Origin of the sequence: Nocardioides sp. JQ2195 (assembly GCF_012272695.1) — a bacterium.
Lineage (GTDB): Bacteria > Actinomycetota > Actinomycetes > Propionibacteriales > Nocardioidaceae > Nocardioides.
Genome location: NZ_CP050902.1, coordinates 1,874,872 through 1,891,259, shown reverse-complemented (window position 1 = coordinate 1,891,259; position 16,388 = coordinate 1,874,872). Strand labels below are relative to the sequence as shown.

Below are 16,388 nucleotides of genomic sequence, written 5' to 3'. Positions count from 1 at the left end.
TTGACGAACCTGCCGCGGGGGTCCAAGGGATGTGGGGGAGCGGGACCTTGGTCACTGCCCGGGGCGTCAGGGCGCTCCTAGCCTGATCACATGGGCCGAACCGTGTCCGGACGTCCAGCAAGGAGCGACCGATGAACGAACCACGCGAGCTGTCACCCGAGAAGTGCCGTGAGCTCCTCGCTGCCGGCGTGGTCGGGCGAGTCGCCGTCTGCGCACCGGACGGGCCCCACATCGTGCCGGTCAACTACGTCCTGATCGACGACTCGATCATCTTCAGGACCGAGCCCTACACGCTCCTGGGCAGGTTGGCGGACGACGCCCGGCTCGGCTTCGAGGTCGACAACCTCGACCACGAGCGTCACCGCGGATGGAGTGTCCTGGCCATCGGTCCGGCCGAGTCGGTCGTGGACCCCGACGAGATCGCCTCGATGACCGCGATCCGTGATCCGCGCCCCTGGGCGGCAGGAGACCGTCGGCTGCACATCCGTCTGACGTGGACGTCCCTGACCGGACGACGACTGGGCCATTGGTCGCCGGACGACGAGACGCCGGTCCGCCGGGCACTGTGAGCGCCAGCGACAACACGGGTGCGCCACCGCGGGCGTACGGTGTGCTCCTCCTCGTGCTCGCAACCGGCCTCTTCGCCAATGCGGTGCTGGGCCCGCTCGCTCTACGCGTGTTGACCTACCCGGTCACCGAGACCGTGACGAACCAGCTGATCGGGATGGAGCTGGTCACGATCCTGCTGGTCGTTCCATGGACGGTCTGGGCGGCGGTGGGTGCCCTGCGAGGATCCCGTCTCTCCCCACTCCTCGGGTTCGCTCCGTCGGCGTACGCGGCGTACATGCTGGTCCAGTACGTGCTCGGGCCGGAGTACGCGCACTACTCCGTCGCCGTCCTGGCGCACCTGGCTGGGTTCGTCCTCGCCGCCGCCTTGGCCTGGTGGTCCTGGCACCTGTCCGTCCACGCGGTCCTCCCGCAGCGCACCGCTGCGCGGGACAGGTTGGCCGGAGTGCTGCTCCTGTGCGTGGCAGCGATGGTGGCGCTGCGCTACACCGGAGCCTTGGCGGGCTCGGTCACCGAGGCCTCGCTCCCAGCGGAATTCATGGAGGAGCGCACCTTCTTCTGGTCGATCCTCCTGCTCGACCTCGGCGTCGTCGTCCCGCTCACGGTCGCTTCAGCGATCGCCCTGCTCAGGGGAGCAGCGGTCGGCTCGCGCGCGCTCCACGCAGTGGTCGGCTGGTTCGCGCTGGTGCCGCCGTCGGTGGCAGCGATGGCCCTGGTCATGGTGCTGAAGGGTGACGAGAACGCCTCGCTGCCGACAACCCTGTTGCTGGGTGTCGTGTCGGTCGCCCTCGGCGCTGTTGCCTGGCGCATGTTCCTGGCCGCTCGCCACCTGCCGGCCTCGCAGCCCGAGGCTGACGACCTGACGACAGCGGCCTGAGGACGACACCGCGAGCGACCGTCACCAACTCAACCGTCACCAGCTCAACCGTCACCAGGTCAACCGTCACCAGGTGAGCACGTCCTCCAAGGGACGTCGCGGTGTGCGGGGGAGCAGCCCCCTGCCGATGGCCTGCCAGCCGACACGCACCAGCATGTGGGGGGCGCCGAGACCATGCAGCACGTCGGAACGCAGGCGCTCACGCGTCTCCTCCACCTCGATGGCTTGGCTGAGCGGAACCACGGAGAGTCCACCGGCGGTGGCCTGCAGCCACAGGGCACTCAGTCCCTCGCCGGTGCGCAGCCACGCGAGCACGTCGTCGGAGCCGCCTCGCAGGAGCAGGAGGCCGTCAGTGGCCTCGAGCTCTCGGTCGGGCTCGGTGAGGAGACCACCACCGAAGCGGGTGCGCCGGTGGGTCTCGGTGGGAAGATCCGCGGGGATGACCACGTCGGGCACACCGTCGCGGGCGCTCCGGTTCACCCAACCCTTCTGCTCCTCGGCCACCCCGGGATCAGCCGCCTGACGGTCGAACGCACGGCCCACCAGGAGCTCGGTCCGCACCCGCTTGCCCGGCTCGTGGACGACGACCGCATCGGCGCCCCACTCCGCAGCAACCTCGGCGAGATGGTCGAGTCTCTCCTTGGGTACCGGCCACGACGTGAACCTGCGCCGATCGGTGTGACGGTCCCGGATCGATTGCAGCAGGTCGATCGCATCCGGTGCCGGAGCCGCGGCGGTGAGCCCGATGACGGCCAGCAGCGTCGAGTCCTCACCTTCGGGGAGGCGGTCGACCGTGGCCGTCCAACCGAGGGCACCGGCCGCGACCTGTGCATGGTGCAGGGCAGCACCACAGCTGATCGCCAAGTCCCTCCCGCTCGGGTCTGCATGGGCCAGCTGGCGCCGGGTGTCACTGTGCAGCGCAATCGAATCACCGTCGACGTGCCACGACCAGGGCTGGGTGTTGTGCACGCTGGGAGCCATGCAGGCGTAGGTGACGATCTCCTGCAGTGCGCGTCTCGGACGGCTCATCGTGCGGACGGTTGGATCGGCAGTCATGTCAGTGCTCCTTCGGGTCTGGCACCCACCATCCGTCGAGGTGCGCGCCGGCCACAGGGCCGTAGGTCCCGCCGTTGGTCCCGGTTGCCGTGGGGCGGTACGAGCCTTGAGTGGCGGGCTCGGAGTGGCGGGGTGTGTGGTGGGCGAGGTCGACACGCCGGAGCCACCCGGGGCTGCGGGGCTCCGGGTGGCTTCGGACGCGCTGGCTAACGCAGGGCTGGGTTCTCCTCCACGACGCGGAGTCGTGCCCATGCCTTGCCGAGACCCCACGTGTCGCCGGCGTGCAGAGCAGCCAGCACCACGAGGGTCGCCGCGCCGAGCAGGTGGTCGTCGAGCACGGGGTTGTTCTCCGGCGGGAGGTAGACAGACCACATGAGGATGTAGAGCACCGCACCGGTCGCCGCGGCCAAGCGCATCCCGATGCCGAGGGTCAGTGCTGCGCCGATGCCGAGCAGGCCGAGCATGAAGAGCCAGTCGGCCCATGCGGCGCCGGCGATGTCGTTGTAGAAGCCCTGCAGGGGACCGTCAGCGCCGAACTTGAGGAACCCCTCCGTGGGACTCCCACCATGGATCCAGGCGGCGTCGCCGAAGCGGTCCAGGGTGCCGGCCTGGTCGTAGCCGGTGTGGAACCCAAGGGCCAGCAGCTTGTCGAAGAACGCCCAGAGGAACGTCAGCCCGAAGCCGATCCGGAGGACCGCCAGAGCGCGTCGTGCGAACACGTTCTTCTCACTGGGCACCGGGGCCGCTTCTGTCCGATCCTGGTCGTGACGGTGCAGCGTTGTCATGACTGACCCTCCCTCTCCTTGTCGATGGGTCTGGTTGTTGCCTCCAGCCTCCCGACGACACGCTCACGGGTGTAGGGCCCAGGGTCAGCAGGGCTCGGGCCGATGGTCCCGGACCTGACGCTCCTTGGGCCCTGTGTCCGACCGCCCACTCGACATACGTTCGACGCGCCCGTACCGATCGGTGGGGCACGCGCCGGGGCTGCGGCCCCCGAGGAGGATGCAGTGCGACTGGACATGCGACCACCCACCCCCGAGAGCTCGGCCCGTGCACGGGTGGTGCCGGGGCCGGCCCCGGCAGACGTGCTGCTGACCGACGGCTCGGTGGCCACGATCCGCGTCGCGACGCCCGACGACCTGGAGCCGCTCCACGCCCTCCACGCCGGTGTCAGCGATGACAACCTCCGTCTGCGGTTCTTCAGCTCCAGTCGTGCTGGGGCCAAGGCCTATGTGGAGCACCTCGGCACCTGCACCGACACCTTGACCCTGGTCGTCGAGCGTGCGGGGTCTTTGGTAGCGGTCGGCACCGCGGAGCCCACGGGTCCGGAGGTCGCCGAGGTGGCCTTCCTCGTCGACGATGCCCAGCACGGACTCGGCCTGGGCAGCCTCCTGCTCGAGCACCTCGCTGCGGCCGGCCGAGCGCTGGGGATCCGCCGGTTCGTTGCCGAGGTCCTCGTGGAGAACCACGGCATGCTGCGGGTCTTCACCGACGCCGGGTTCGCCGTCGAACGACAGGTCTCCCATGGTGAGGTCCACGTCGAGATGGACACCGTGAACTCCGCGGGCGCCCTGGCTGCCGCCGACGAGAGGGAGCGACAGTCCGAGGTGTGTTCGCTGCGGCCCCTGCTCCACCCCCGCAGTGTCGCGGTGGCGGGAGTCCGGCGGGACGGCACCGGAATCGGAGCGACCATCCTGCACTCGGTGATCGAGGGAGGATTCACGGGTGAGGTCTACGCCGTCCACCCCACCGCCACCCAGATCGGCGGGGTGACGGCCCGTCCCCTGCTGACGGCGCTCCCCGAGGTGGTGGACCTCGTCGTCGTGGCGGTCCCTGCCGAGCGGGTGCTGGCGACCCTCGAGGATGCCACTGAGGCCGGGGTGCGCGCGGCCGTCATCGTGTCCTCCGGCTTCCAGGAGCTCGGCGCGGACGGCACCAGGATGCAGCGCGAGATCCTGGCCCTGGCCAGGGCGCGGAACATCCGCGTCGTGGGCCCCAACTGCCTCGGCCTGATGATCAACGACCCCGACATCTCCCTCGATGCGACGTTCAGCGGCTCGGTGCCTCCGCCCGGAGGCCTTGCCGTGGCCTCACAGTCAGGTGGCGTGGGCATCGTGCTCAGTGACCTGGCCAGGGAGCTCGGGCTCGGAGTGGGGGTCTTCGTCTCCCTCGGCAACAAGGCCGACGTGTCCAGCAACGACCTGCTCGCCGCCTGGCAGGAGGACCCACGGGTGACCGGGGCCGCGCTCTACCTGGAGTCGTTCGGCAATGCTCCCAAGTTCGCGCGGTTCGCGCGCCGCTTCGCCGAGCGCAAGCCCCTGCTCGCGGTCGTCGGCGGCCGGTCCGTCGGTGGCCAGCGGGCCGGCGCATCCCACACGGCCGCCGCCGCCTCGTCGTCCGTCGGCGTGGACGCGTTGTTCGCCCAAGCAGGCGTGATCGCATGCAACGACGCCGAGGAGCTGGCCGAGACCGCGCTGCTCCTCGGCGAACAGCCGCTCCCGGCCGGCAACCGCATCGCGATCCTCAGCAATGCCGGTGGGATGGGCGTGCTTGCCGCGGACGGCGCCGACAGCTGTGGGCTGCACGTGCCCGAGCTCTCGGACTCGCTGCGCGAGCGCATCGCCGACCTTGTCCCAGGAACCACCGGAACGGGCAACCCGATCGACGCCGGGGCGGGAGCCGGCCCCGCGCGACTCGCAGCCATCTGCTCGCTGCTGATGGCGTCCGACGAGGTGGACGCCGTGGTCGTGGTCATCGTCGCCACCGGTGTCAGCGATCCAACGGACACGCTCGACAGCCTCGCCGGGGCCGTCCACGAGGGCAAACCGCTGGTGCTGGTCCCGATGGGTGGACTCGAGGTCGCCCATGGCGACCTCCCCGGGGTGACCACGTTCCGCAGCGTGCGCGCCGCCGTGCGGTCGCTGGGCCGGGCAGCTCGCTACGCCGCGTGGCGCGCCCAGCCGGTCGACGCCCCCGCCCCGGTGTTGCGGGACCGGGCGGAGCGCGCCCGCCGAGGTGCCAGCACCCTGCTCGAGACCCGAGGTCAGGAGACCGGCTGGCTCGATGTCGAGGACGTGGTGGCACTGCTGGGCGACTACGGCCTCGCTCCCACCGGAGAAGTCGTCACCGGCCCCGATGCCGCTGTCGCTGTCGCGGAGGCACTCGGGTGTCCCGTGGCGGTGAAGGTCGCCGATCGAGGCGTCGTGCACAAGACCGATCGCGGCTTGGTACGCGTCGGGCTGACATCGGCACACGAGGTGCGAGAGGCTGCGCGGGGGTTCGCGACAGAGCTCGGTCGTCGGGACGCGTCCGTGCTCGTCCAGCCCATGGAGAGCGGGGTGGAGATGGCGCTGGGCGTGATCCACGACCCGGTGTTCGGGGCGTTGGTCATGGTCGGTGCCGGCGGCGTGGCCACTGACCTGTGGGACGACCGCGTGTTCCTGCTGCCGCCGGTCACGGCCGGAGATGCCGCTCGCGCGCTGCGCACGCTGCGCGTCTGGCCACTGCTCGAGGGCTTCCGTGGCGCGCCCCGGGCCGACGTACCTGCCCTCGAGGCGGCGCTCGTGCGACTCGGACAGCTGGCCGAAGACGTGCCGCAGCTGGCCGAGATCGACCTCAACCCGGTGCTGGCCGGTCCGCGGGGTTGCGCGTTCGTCGACGTGAAGGTCCGCCTGGACGAGCCAGTCGCCCTCGATGCCGGCGTGCCGCGGCGGCTGCGACGCGGCCTGTGACCGGGCGGGACCAAGGTCCCCGTGCGTCGGGGTCCGAAGGCACCCGCACGGTCCCTGGGTCCGTCGTACAGTGGCGGAGTGACCGAACAGAACGTGCCCACCACGCCAGACCCGATCAAGGTCTACCTGCTCGACGACCACGAGATCGTGCGTCGTGGGATCCGTGAGCTACTGGAGAGCGAGGGCGACATCGTGGTCGTCGGCGAGTCCGGTCTCGCCCAAGAGGCCTCTCGCCGGATCCCCGCGCTGCGGCCGGACGTCGCCATCCTCGACGGTCGACTTCCCGACGGGTCCGGCATCGACGTCTGCCGCGAGGTCCGTTCGCGTGACTCGAGCATCGCAGCACTGATCCTGACGTCGTACGACGACGATGACGCGCTCTTCTCGGCGATCATGGCGGGAGCGGCCGGCTACGTCCTCAAGCAGGTGCACGGAAACGACCTGGTCGACACGGTGCGTCGGGTGGCCGCGGGCCAGTCGATGCTCGACCCGGCCGTGACGGCGCAGGTGCTGGAGAGGCTGCGCACCGGCCCGCGCACCGACCCCTCACTCGAGCACCTGACCCAGCAGGAACAGAAGATCCTGGGGCTGATCGGTGAGGGGATGACCAACCGGCAGATCGCCGGCGCCATGTTCCTCGCCGAGAAGACGGTCAAGAACTACGTGTCCTCACTCCTGGCGAAGCTGTCGCTCCAGAGCCGCACCCAAGCAGCGATCTTCGCGACAAAGCACCTGAAGTCCTGACAGACTGGAGCACGCGCTGACCGCGTTCACGTCGGAGGGCAATCTTGCACGGAGACAGCTTGGGTGACCAGCCATCGCCCGACCGGCAGTCGCACCACGGTGGAAGCACCGGGAGATCGCCGCTGGCGGAGACCAGCTTCGACGACCTGCTGCGCGAGGTGGTCGAGCGCGCGCACAGTGCGCTCGACGAGCAGTCGCGCTGGAAGCTGCTCCTCGACGCCGTCGTCACGATGGGTGCTGACCTGGACCTCGACACCCTCCTCGGGCGGATCGTCGAGATCGCCAGCGACCTCGCGGGCGCCCGCTTCGCGGCACTGGGGGTGCTCGACACGGGCCCGGGGCGCAGGCTCCGCACGTTCATCACGCACGGTCTCACCCCTGAGCAGCACGAACGCATCGGAGACCTGCCCACCGGTCACGGCATCCTCGGGCTGATCATCGACCGGCCCGAGCCCCTGCGGCTGCACGACCTGACCCAGCACCCGGAGTCCTACGGGTTCCCGGCCGACCACCCTCCGATGAAGTCCTTTCTCGGGGTCCCGGTGCGCACCCGCGGCAAGGTCTTCGGCAATCTCTACCTCAGTGAGAAGCGGAGCGACGAAGACTTCACGGAGCAGGACGAGGCGATCGTCGTGGCCCTGGCAGCGGCGGCCGGCGTGGCGATCGAGAACGCCCGACTGCACGAGGAGGCCGCCCGCCGCGAGCGTTGGTTGGCGGCCACGGCCGAGATCGCGTCGTTGCTCTCCGGAGCTGGCGCCGATGCTCTCCAGTCGGTGGCCGACCGAGCCCGAGAGGTGGCCGAGGCAGACGTCGCGTGGGTGGTCGTCGGCGACCGCGCCGAGCGCCTCACTCTCGAGGTCGTCTCCGGTGTGCCCCATGACCCGCAGGCGGGGGAGTCCGTGTCGTTCGACAACTCGCTGGCCAGCGCCGTGGTGCGTAGCGGCACACCGCTCTCCACCGAGGACCTGGCCAGCGATGACCGGGCGGTGAACGTGGGCGCACAGCTCGGCTGGCCGCAGCTGGGGCCGGTGGTCGTCGTGCCGATGAGCACCTCGCAGGGCATCATCGGGACCCTGGCCTTGGGCTGGTTCCCCGCCAACGTGCAGGGCTACCACGAGCTCAACACCGCGCTCCCGGCGAGCTTTGCCGAGCAGGCCGCCCTCGCGATCGCGATCACCCGGGCACGGGAGGACCAGCAGAGACTGACCCTGTTCGAGGACCGTGACCGCATCGCACGCGACCTCCACGACCTCGTGATCCAACGTCTCTTCGCGGTCGGGTTGGGCCTGCAGAGCCTGAGCCGCCTCATCGACAGCGACGACGTCGCCACCAGGCTCAGCACCGCGGTCGACGATCTGGACGGCACGATCAAGGACATCAGACGGACCATCTTCGCCCTCGGCGCGATGGACGAGTCCACCGACATCCAGGCGGAGGTGGTGCGCATGGTGGAGCGCTCGAGCGACACCCTCGGGTTCCGCCCGTCCCTGGTCCTCGAGGGTCCCGTCCGGACCCGGATCGGGGCCCGTGTGGCACCGGACCTCCTGGCCGTGCTCGGCGAGGCGCTGTCCAACGCCGCGCGCCACGCCGCGGCGAGTGCGGTCGAGGTGCGACTGGCGGTCGGTGACGAGATCAGGCTCCGGGTGGCTGACAACGGTCGCGGGCTACCAGAGGGCGTCGCGGAGAGCGGACTGCTGAACATGAGGCAGCGCGCGGAGCGCCTGGGCGGGCGGTGTGTGGTGACCGCCCCGCCCGAGGGAGGAACCGTCCTGGAGTGGACCGTCCCCCCCGACTGATCGGCGTGAGTCGCCTGGGGGTCAGCCGGTGGCCGCGATCACCGGGGTGAGCGCCTCTCGCCTGGTGGCGTCGACCGTGCACGAGAAGTGGACCCTTGACCCGGACAGCTCGGGACCTTCGACACGGTCGCGTCCGCCCGGTGCTTGAGAGCGTGGAACCGTGCAGACAACAACGAGACCTCCAACCGATCCGGGCGCCGTCACGCACGACGCCCCACGTAGCGACGTCACCAGGTCGCCCGGACTGATGCTGGCCGTCGCCACCCTCGGCTTCGCGGTCAACTTCTGGGCCTGGGCGCTGCTCAGCCCCCTCGGCCCGCTCTTCCGGCAGCAGGGAGTGCTCGGCACACTCAGCGAAGCCGACGTCGCCCTGCTGGTCGCGGTGCCGGTGGTCGTCGGATCACTGGGGCGCATCGTCGTGGGTGCACTCACCGACCGCTTCGGCGGGCGACTGATGTTCCCCCTGGTCTCGGCGGCGACCATCCTTCCGGTGCTCTTCATCGGATTCTTAGCCCAGACCTCCTACGCCGCACTCCTCGTCGGGGGCTTCTTCCTCGGTGTCGGAGGCACCGCCTTCGCCGTGGGGGTGCCCTTCGTGAACGCGTGGTTCCCTCCGGAGCGACGGGGCCTGGCCGTGGGTGTCTTCGGCGCGGGAATGGGCGGCACCGCGATCAGCGCGCTGACCACCGTGAAGCTCTACACGCACGTGGGCGACCGTGCACCGTTCCTGATCACGGCCGCCGTGCTGGCGGTGTACGCCGTGGTGGCTTGGCTGGTGCTGCGTGACGCGCCCGGTCGCACCGTGCCGTCCACGCCGCTCGTGCAACGCCTCTCGGCGAACGCGCGACTTCCCATCACCTGGCAGGCCAGCGTCCTCTACGCCGTGGCGTTCGGCGGCTACGTCGCCTTCTCGGTCTACCTGCCCTCCTACCTCAAGGTCGCCTACGAGCTGACGCCCGCGGACGCCGCGAACAGGATGGCCGGTTTCGTCGTCGTCGCAGTCCTCATGCGGCCGATCGGTGGCTGGCTCTCGGACAGGTTCGGCGCGATCCCGGTGCTCGCCGCCGGGTTCGGCGTGGTCGTGGTGGGCGCCGGCATCACCGCCACCCAACCGATCCTGGAACACGTCGGAACGGTCTCCTTCCTGACCATGGCGGCCGCTCTCGGGGCCGGCAGCGGCGCAACGTTCGCCCTGGTCGCACGAGTCACCGAGTCGTCCCGGGTCGGTGGCGTGACGGGCCTGGTGGGCGCCGCCGGCGGGCTCGGCGGATTCCTCCCGCCGCTGATCATGGGCTACATCTATGGACGCACCGACTCCTACGCGATCGGCCTGTGGATGTTGTCCGCGACCGCTGCCGTGACCCTCCTGCTGACGATCACCGTGGTGGCGCGCACGGCACGCCTGCACGACACCAGCGCCGCCTGAAGGAGCCTGCTCACGTGTGTGAACACTGCGGATGCCGAGGCGTGGAGCCGATCGCGAAGCTCATGGACGAACACTTCGAGATGCTCGACCTGTCGGGGGACATCAGGCACTGCTTGGTCTCGGGGGACCACAGGCGCGCGGCACGTCTGCTCGACGTGCTCGGCGATCGGCTCGCCCCGCACGCGCGCCGCGAGGAGCGCGGCATCTTCGCTGCGCTGAGGGAGAAGGACGAGTTCGTCGAGGAGCTGCGTGGGTTGGAGGAGGAGCACGCGGCCTTCGACGAGATCCTCGCCGGCCTCGACCCGGGCACCACCGACTTTCCCGGCCGGGTGCTCGCGTTGCTGGACGACCTCTCGCTGCACATCGACCGCGAGAACTTGGGGATCTTCCCGATCGCGGTGGTCACGCTCGGCGCCTCGGGGTGGGACCTGGTGGCCGAGGCCGGCGAAGAAGGGGCAGTAGGTGTGTCCCAGGCACACCGTGGGTGATCTCGTGAGGCGAACCTCCACGGAGCGCAACCGCGTCGTGGACCTCGTGCTGCTGCTCAGCCGGGGCCGTGAAATGAAGAAAAGGCCCCGTGGAGCCGGGGCCTTTCCAGTGTCCGAGGGGGGACTTGAACCCCCACGCCCTAATACGGGCACTAGCACCTCAAGCTAGCGCGTCTGCCAATTCCGCCACCCGGACGAGTGCTGGAGAACTGTAGCAAGAGACCCCGGAAAAACTCACATCGGCCCCATTGGCAACTGGTGCAAGGATGGGGGCATGTCTGAAGTCGCTGGTCAGCGGACCAACAGCAAGGGCTATGACCCCTCCACCGAAGTCGTCGAGCTGTGTCGAGACCTGATCCGGATCGACACCTCGAACTACGGCGACGAAGAGGGTCCGGGGGAGCGCAAGGCCGCCGAGCTCGTCGCCGGGCTGCTCGACGAGGTGGGCATCTCGAGCAACCTCTACGAGTCCGAGCCGGGGCGCACGTCGCTCATCGCCCGCTGGGGGGACGGCCCCGGTGAGCCGCTGTTGCTGCACGGACACCTGGACGTCGTACCAGCCGCCGCCGAGGACTGGCAGGTGGACCCGTTCGCCGGTGAGATCAAGGACGGTTACCTCTGGGGGCGCGGCACCGTCGACATGAAGGACTTCGACGCGATGGTGCTGTCCACCATCCGGGCGCGGGCGCGCGCGGGTGCAGAGCCGAACCGTCCCTTGGTGCTGTGCTTCACCGCCGACGAGGAGGCCGGTGGGCACAAGGGAGCGGAATTCCTGATCGACCGTCACGCCGACGAGCTGGCCGACTGCACCGAGGCGATCGGCGAGGTCGGCGGCTTCACCACGACCGTGCGCGGCAAGCGCATCTATCTCGTCGAGGCCGCCGAGAAGGGGATGGCCTGGATGAAGCTGACCGCCCGTGGCTCGGCCGGCCACGGCTCGATGATCAACCACGACAACGCCGTCACCGAGCTGGCCGGTGCAGTGGCTCGCATCGGCTCCCACGACTGGCCGGTGCGACTCACCCCCTCGATGGAGGTCCTGCTGGCTTCCGTGGCCCAGATCGCGGGCACCGAGGCGACGCCCGAGAACGCCGGCGCCCTGGTCGAGGAGTTCGAGAGCTCGGCGCGGATGTTGGGCGCCGTCATCCGCAACACGACCAACCCCACCATGTTGCAGGCCGGCTACAAGGTGAACGTGATCCCGACGGAGGCGGCCGCCTACGTCGACGGTCGGTTCCTTCCCGGCTACGAGGACGAGTTCTTCGCCACCCTGGCCGAGCTGTGCGGCGAGAACGTCACCTGGGAGTTCGTCTCCAAGCAGCAGCCGTGGGACTCGCCCTACGAGGGAAGGATCGTGGACGCGATGAACCAGTCGATCCTGGCCGAGGACCCGGACGGCATCGTGGCGCCGTACCTCATGTCGGGTGGCACCGACGCCAAGCACTTCCGCAAGCTCGGCATGCAGTCCTACGGCTTCGCGCCGCTGAAGCTCCCCCCGGACCTCGACTTCGGCTCGCTGTTCCACGGCGTGGACGAGCGCGTGCCCGTCGACGCGCTCGAGTTCGGCGCCCGGGTCTTCGACCGGTTCCTCGACCTCGCCTAGCGTCGAACGGGCAACTCTTGCTGCGCGAACGGGCAATTCTTGCTGCGCGAACGGGCGATTCTTGACGGCCGAGCAGACAGTTCTTGACGGCCCGGACCTCAGACGTAGTAGAAATCCGGCCGCGGCTGGCGGATGATCTTGCGGCGCAGTCGGATCCGGCGTACGCCGTCAGCGTGGATGCGGACGCTGCGCAGCTCCCACCCGCCGACCTCGGCCCGCTCGACGAGAAGTCGGGTGACGGCGCTGCGGCTCAAGTCGCGCGGCAGGGTGAACTGGTCGTACTCCCACTCGACGTTCTTCCTGAACGCCTGCCGCGCGACAGCCATGGTCAGTCTCCTCCGGACACGTCGTCGAGGGCCTCGACGATCTCGGTGGGCAGGGTGAGCTCGTCGATCCCGAGCGCGGCCTTCAGCTGTGCCGAGGTACGCGCACCGACGATGGGCGCGGTGACTCCGGGCCGGTCCCGGACCCAGACCAGGGCCACCTCGAGGGGCGACCAGTCCAAGCCCTCCGCGGCTCGTACGACGGCCTCGACCACGCGCGTGGACGGCTCCCCGAGGTAGTTGCCCACGAAGTTCGCGAAGTGCGGCGAGGCCGCCCGCGAGTCCGCCGGAGTGCCGTGCCGGTACTTCCCGGTGAGCACGCCGCGGCCCAGCGGCGACCAGGGAAGGACACCGAGACCCATGGCCTGGGCAGCTTCGATGACCTCGTGCTCCGCGCTGCGGTTGAGCAGGGAGTACTCGACCTGGGTGGAGGCCAGGGTGGCGCGGCCCGGGACCGCGCGCTGCCAGGTGGCGGCCTGGGCGGTCTGCCAGCCGCTGTAGTTGGAGACCCCGACGTAGGCCGCCCGGCCGGTGCTCACCGCGTAGTCCAGGGCGCCGAGCGTCTCCTCGAGGGGTGTCCCGTCGACCCAGGTGTGCACCTGCCAGAGGTCGACGTGGTCGACACCGAGGCGCCGCAGGGACTGGTCGAGGGTGGTGATCAGGTGGCCGCGGGAGACGTTGGTCTCCCGTTCCCCGCGGCGGCGTGAGATGCCGGCCTTGGTGGCCAGCACGACGTCGTCACGCGGAACGATGTCTCCGAGCAGACGCCCGATCAGCTCCTCGGAGGCACCGTCGCCGTAGCCCGCCGCGGTGTCCAGGAAGGTCCCGCCGGCGTCCGTGAAGGCGATGAACTGGTCTCGCGCCTCGTGCTCATCGGTGTCGCGCCCCCAGGTGAGAGTGCCCAGCCCGAGCCGCGAGACCTTGAGGCCGGTCGATCCCAGGGTGCGTTGCTGCATGGGCGCAACGGTAGCCAGTCAGGCGCGCAGCGACCCTCAGGCTCGCCGAATGCGGACGTCGTTCGCCGCGTCCTCAGGTGCGAACCGTAGGCTGCGCGACGTGCTGGACTTCTTCAAAGCCATCGTTCTCGGCCTCATCCAGGGCCTGACCGAGTTCCTGCCGATCTCGAGCAGCGCCCACCTGCGGATCTTCCCCGAGTTCTTCGGGTGGTCCGACCCGGGTGCGGCGTTCACTGCGGTGATCCAGATCGGCACCGAGCTGGCCGTGCTGATCTACTTCCGCAAGGACATCTGGCGAATCGCCTCGATGTGGCTCAAGTCCCTCGTCAAGCCGGAGTTCCGTGGCCACGTCGACGCCCGCATGGGGTGGTACGTGATCATCGGCTCCGTCCCGATCGTGATCCTCGGCATCCTCCTCAAGGACCTGATCGAGCGCGACTTCCGCAACCTGTGGGTCGTCGGCACCACGTTGATCGTCCTCGGTGTCGTGCTCGGGATCGCCGACCGGGTCAGCTCCGGGGACCGGGCCATCAAGCAGATGAACCTGAAGCACGCCGGGCTGCTGGGTGTCGCCCAGGCCTGTGCACTGATCCCGGGCGTCTCCCGCTCGGGCGCGACCATCTCGATGGGGCGATTCCTCGGCTACGACCGCGAGGCGGCCACCAGGTTCGCCTTCCTGCTGGCAATTCCCGCGGTCGTCGGCGCCGGGTTGTTCGAGCTGAAGGAGATCCCGCACGGGGAGAACTCCTACGGCTGGGGTCCCACGATCACCGCGACCGTGGTGTCGTTCGTCGTCGGCTACGCGGCCATCGCCTGGTTGTTGCGCTACGTCTCCACGAAGTCCTACCTGCCGTTCGTGATCTACCGCATCGGTCTCGGCGCGCTGGTGCTCGGCCTGCTCGCCGGCGGCGTCATCGCCGCCTGAGGTGCGGCAGACCCGACGCGTTCGGCCTGCGCAGCTGAGCGTGGCTTCCCGACCGAGGCGAGTCCAGGAGCAGCGCGTTCATTTCGGCAGGAAGTTCATTGCCTGGCGTCTGTCGTCCAGCCTGCGGCCTGCGCAGCTGAGTCCGAACTTCCTGTTCAAATGAACGGTCGGCTTCCCTTCAGAGCCAGCCGGACCGCTTGAAGAACACGAAGACCAGCAACGAGCTCAGCGCCATCAGCACCAGGGCGAAGGGATACCCGAACGCCCAGTGCAGCTCCGGCATGTGGTCGAAGTTCATGCCGTAGATGGCCGCCACCAGCGTGGGTGCAGCCACCAGCCCGACACCGGCCGAGATCTTGCGCATGTCCTCGTTCTGCTGGACGGAGATGCGTGCCTGCTGCGCCTCGAACGCCGAAGACAGCAACGAGTCGAGGTTGTCCACGGTCTCCGCGACCCGGCTGAGGTGGTCACCCACGTCCCGGAAGTAGGGCGCCGCCTCGGGCGACATGCCCGGCACGGTGCCGGCGGCCGCCCGCCGGATCGGGTCACGCAGTGGCAGGACGGCCCGGCGCACCTCGGCCAGCTCACGCTTGAGCACGTAGATGCGCGGCGAGTCGTCGGTGCGCTCGGGAGCGAACACCGAGGCCTCCACCTCGTCCACGTCCTCCTCGAGGCTGGCCCCGACACTCTCGTAGGCGTCGACGACCCGGTCGCACACCGCGTAGACCACCGCGGTCGGGCCGTGCACCAGCAGTTCCTTCCTGCCCTCGAGGTATCCCCGGGACGAGTGCAGCTCCGACCCCGCACCGTGGCGGACGGTGACCACGAAGTCGGGCCCCACGAAGATGTTGATCTCCCCGGTCTCGACCGCGTCCTCCTCGTCGACGTACCAGAGTGTCTTGAGCACCAGGAACAGCGAGTCGTCGTACTTCTCCAGCTTGGGACGCTGGTGGGCGTTGACCGCGTCCTCCACGGCCAGCGGGTGCAGGCCGAACACGTCGGCGACCGCGGTCAGCTCCGCCTCGCTCGGTTCCACCAGACCCACCCACACGAAGCTGTCGGGCGTGTCGCAGCGGGACCGCACGGTCTTGAGGTCGGCGATGTCCGCCTCGAGGGGGACGCGTACGCCGTTGCGGTAGAGCGCGTTGTCGACGATCACGGGTGTGAGGCTACGCCCGATACGCTCGCAGGCATGGCAACGGTGATCCTTGTCCGACACGGGCGCAGCTCGGCGAACACCAGCGGTGTGCTGGCGGGCCGCACGGGCGGCGTACGCCTCGACGAGACCGGTGCCGAGCAGGCCCTGCGCGCCGCGACCAGGCTGGCGCACGTCCCGCTCGCGGCCGTGGTCTCCAGTCCGTTGGAGCGTTGTCGCCAGACCGCTCGACGCATCACCGACGCGCAGCCCTCGGGTCTCCGGCTCCGCACCGATCGCGGGATCGTCGAGTGCGACTACGGCGAGTGGACCGGGCGACCGATCAAGGAGCTGGCCAAGGAGAAGCTGTGGGGAGCCGTGCAGCAGCAGCCCTCCGCCGCGGCGTTCCCCGGGGGCGAGTCGCTGCTGGCGATGCAGGCGCGCTCGGTGGCCGCCGTACGACGCCTCGATGCCGAGGTCGCTTCCGAGCACGGTGACGACGCGGTGTGGGCCGCGGTCAGCCACGGCGACATCATCAAGTCGGTCCTGGCCGATGCACTGGGCATGCACCTCGACCTGTTCCAACGCATCCACGTCGACCCCGCGTCGATCTCGATCGTGCGCTTCACCTCGACCCGGCCGTTCGTGCTCGGCACCAACACCCATGACGGAGACCTGGCCTGGCTGGCGCCGACCAGGAAGAAGCGATCCCGTCGCAGGACCGACGCGGTCGTCGGCGGCGGCGCCGGGCCGGAATAGGG

15 protein-coding genes and 1 tRNA gene are annotated in these 16,388 nt (G+C 69.6%); 10 read left to right on the top strand and 6 right to left on the bottom strand.

The annotated features are described in order from the left end of the window. Window positions 1-131 precede the first annotated feature (131 nt). Together ncot_RS09000 and ncot_RS08995 are read left to right on the top strand one after the other, a co-directional pair. A complete protein-coding gene (locus ncot_RS09000) occupies window positions 132-569 on the top strand; it encodes a pyridoxamine 5'-phosphate oxidase family protein (RefSeq protein WP_168617307.1) in 438 nt (145 codons plus the stop codon). Beyond that, window positions 566-1,444, top strand: a complete 879-nt coding sequence (locus ncot_RS08995) for a hypothetical protein (protein ID WP_168617306.1) — start codon at window positions 566-568, stop codon at window positions 1,442-1,444. The genes ncot_RS09000 and ncot_RS08995 overlap by 4 nt, the downstream gene beginning before the upstream one ends. Before the next feature lie 66 nt (window positions 1,445-1,510). On the opposite strand, the gene ncot_RS08990 is transcribed toward ncot_RS08995, so the two are convergent. Continuing rightward, the gene (locus ncot_RS08990) at window positions 1,511-2,500 is read right to left on the bottom strand and encodes an NAD(P)H nitroreductase (RefSeq protein ID WP_168617305.1); all 990 of its coding nucleotides are present in this window, start codon (window positions 2,498-2,500) and stop codon (window positions 1,511-1,513) included. Window positions 2,501-2,706: 206 nt separating this feature from the next. Beyond that, a complete protein-coding gene (locus ncot_RS08985) occupies window positions 2,707-3,285 on the bottom strand; it encodes a hypothetical protein (RefSeq protein WP_240938143.1) in 579 nt (192 codons plus the stop codon). A gap of 222 nt (window positions 3,286-3,507) precedes the next feature. On the opposite strand from ncot_RS08985, the gene ncot_RS08980 reads away from it, so the two are divergent. The 5 genes from ncot_RS08980 to ncot_RS08960 all read left to right on the top strand — a co-directional run bounded on the left by ncot_RS08980 (window position 3,508) and on the right by ncot_RS08960 (window position 10,685). Further along, on the top strand, window positions 3,508-6,231 hold the full coding sequence (locus ncot_RS08980) for an acetate--CoA ligase (RefSeq protein WP_168617304.1): 2,724 nt from the start codon (window positions 3,508-3,510) through the stop codon (window positions 6,229-6,231). A 78-nt stretch (window positions 6,232-6,309) separates the two neighbouring features. Further along, window positions 6,310-6,975 (top strand): response regulator transcription factor, encoded by a 666-nt coding sequence (locus ncot_RS08975; RefSeq protein ID WP_277345799.1) that lies wholly within the window; start codon window positions 6,310-6,312, stop codon window positions 6,973-6,975. A 59-nt stretch (window positions 6,976-7,034) separates the two neighbouring features. After that, window positions 7,035-8,771: a GAF domain-containing protein gene (locus tag ncot_RS08970; protein ID WP_168617303.1), complete on the top strand. Its 1,737-nt coding sequence runs from the start codon at window positions 7,035-7,037 to the stop codon at window positions 8,769-8,771. Window positions 8,772-9,018: 247 nt separating this feature from the next. Continuing rightward, complete coding sequence (locus tag ncot_RS08965; RefSeq protein WP_168617302.1) at window positions 9,019-10,197, top strand: MFS transporter; 1,179 nt, start codon at window positions 9,019-9,021, stop codon at window positions 10,195-10,197. After that, complete coding sequence (locus tag ncot_RS08960) at window positions 10,104-10,685, top strand: hemerythrin domain-containing protein (protein ID WP_346766638.1); 582 nt, start codon at window positions 10,104-10,106, stop codon at window positions 10,683-10,685. Before ncot_RS08965 ends, ncot_RS08960 begins: the two co-directional genes overlap by 94 nt. A gap of 110 nt (window positions 10,686-10,795) precedes the next feature. Here the strand turns inward: ncot_RS08960 and ncot_RS08955 are convergent. Next, window positions 10,796-10,881: transfer RNA gene (locus tag ncot_RS08955), tRNA-Leu, on the bottom strand. Between the two features lie 78 nt (window positions 10,882-10,959). Here ncot_RS08955 and ncot_RS08950 point away from each other — a divergent pair. Further along, window positions 10,960-12,288, top strand: coding sequence for a M20/M25/M40 family metallo-hydrolase (locus tag ncot_RS08950; protein WP_168617300.1), 1,329 nt, complete (start codon window positions 10,960-10,962; stop codon window positions 12,286-12,288). Window positions 12,289-12,386: 98 nt separating this feature from the next. Here the strand turns inward: ncot_RS08950 and ncot_RS08945 are convergent, their stop codons facing one another. Together ncot_RS08945 and ncot_RS08940 are read right to left on the bottom strand one after the other, a co-directional pair. Further along, the gene (locus ncot_RS08945; RefSeq protein WP_168617299.1) at window positions 12,387-12,614 is read right to left on the bottom strand and encodes a DUF5703 family protein; all 228 of its coding nucleotides are present in this window, start codon (window positions 12,612-12,614) and stop codon (window positions 12,387-12,389) included. 2 nt (window positions 12,615-12,616) lie between these two features. Then, a complete protein-coding gene (locus ncot_RS08940) occupies window positions 12,617-13,567 on the bottom strand; it encodes an aldo/keto reductase (protein ID WP_168617298.1) in 951 nt (316 codons plus the stop codon). A gap of 100 nt (window positions 13,568-13,667) precedes the next feature. Between ncot_RS08940 and ncot_RS08935 the strand changes: the two genes are divergently transcribed. Further along, window positions 13,668-14,492, top strand: coding sequence for an undecaprenyl-diphosphate phosphatase (locus ncot_RS08935; protein WP_240938142.1), 825 nt, complete (start codon window positions 13,668-13,670; stop codon window positions 14,490-14,492). A 178-nt stretch (window positions 14,493-14,670) separates the two neighbouring features. Here ncot_RS08935 and corA read toward each other — a convergent pair whose 3' ends face one another. Next, window positions 14,671-15,651: a magnesium/cobalt transporter CorA gene (gene corA / locus ncot_RS08930; RefSeq protein WP_168617297.1), complete on the bottom strand. Its 981-nt coding sequence runs from the start codon at window positions 15,649-15,651 to the stop codon at window positions 14,671-14,673. Between the two features lie 33 nt (window positions 15,652-15,684). Here corA and ncot_RS08925 point away from each other — a divergent pair, with 33 nt between their 5' ends. After that, complete coding sequence (locus ncot_RS08925; RefSeq protein ID WP_168617296.1) at window positions 15,685-16,386, top strand: histidine phosphatase family protein; 702 nt, start codon at window positions 15,685-15,687, stop codon at window positions 16,384-16,386. Window positions 16,387-16,388: the final 2 nt, after the last annotated feature.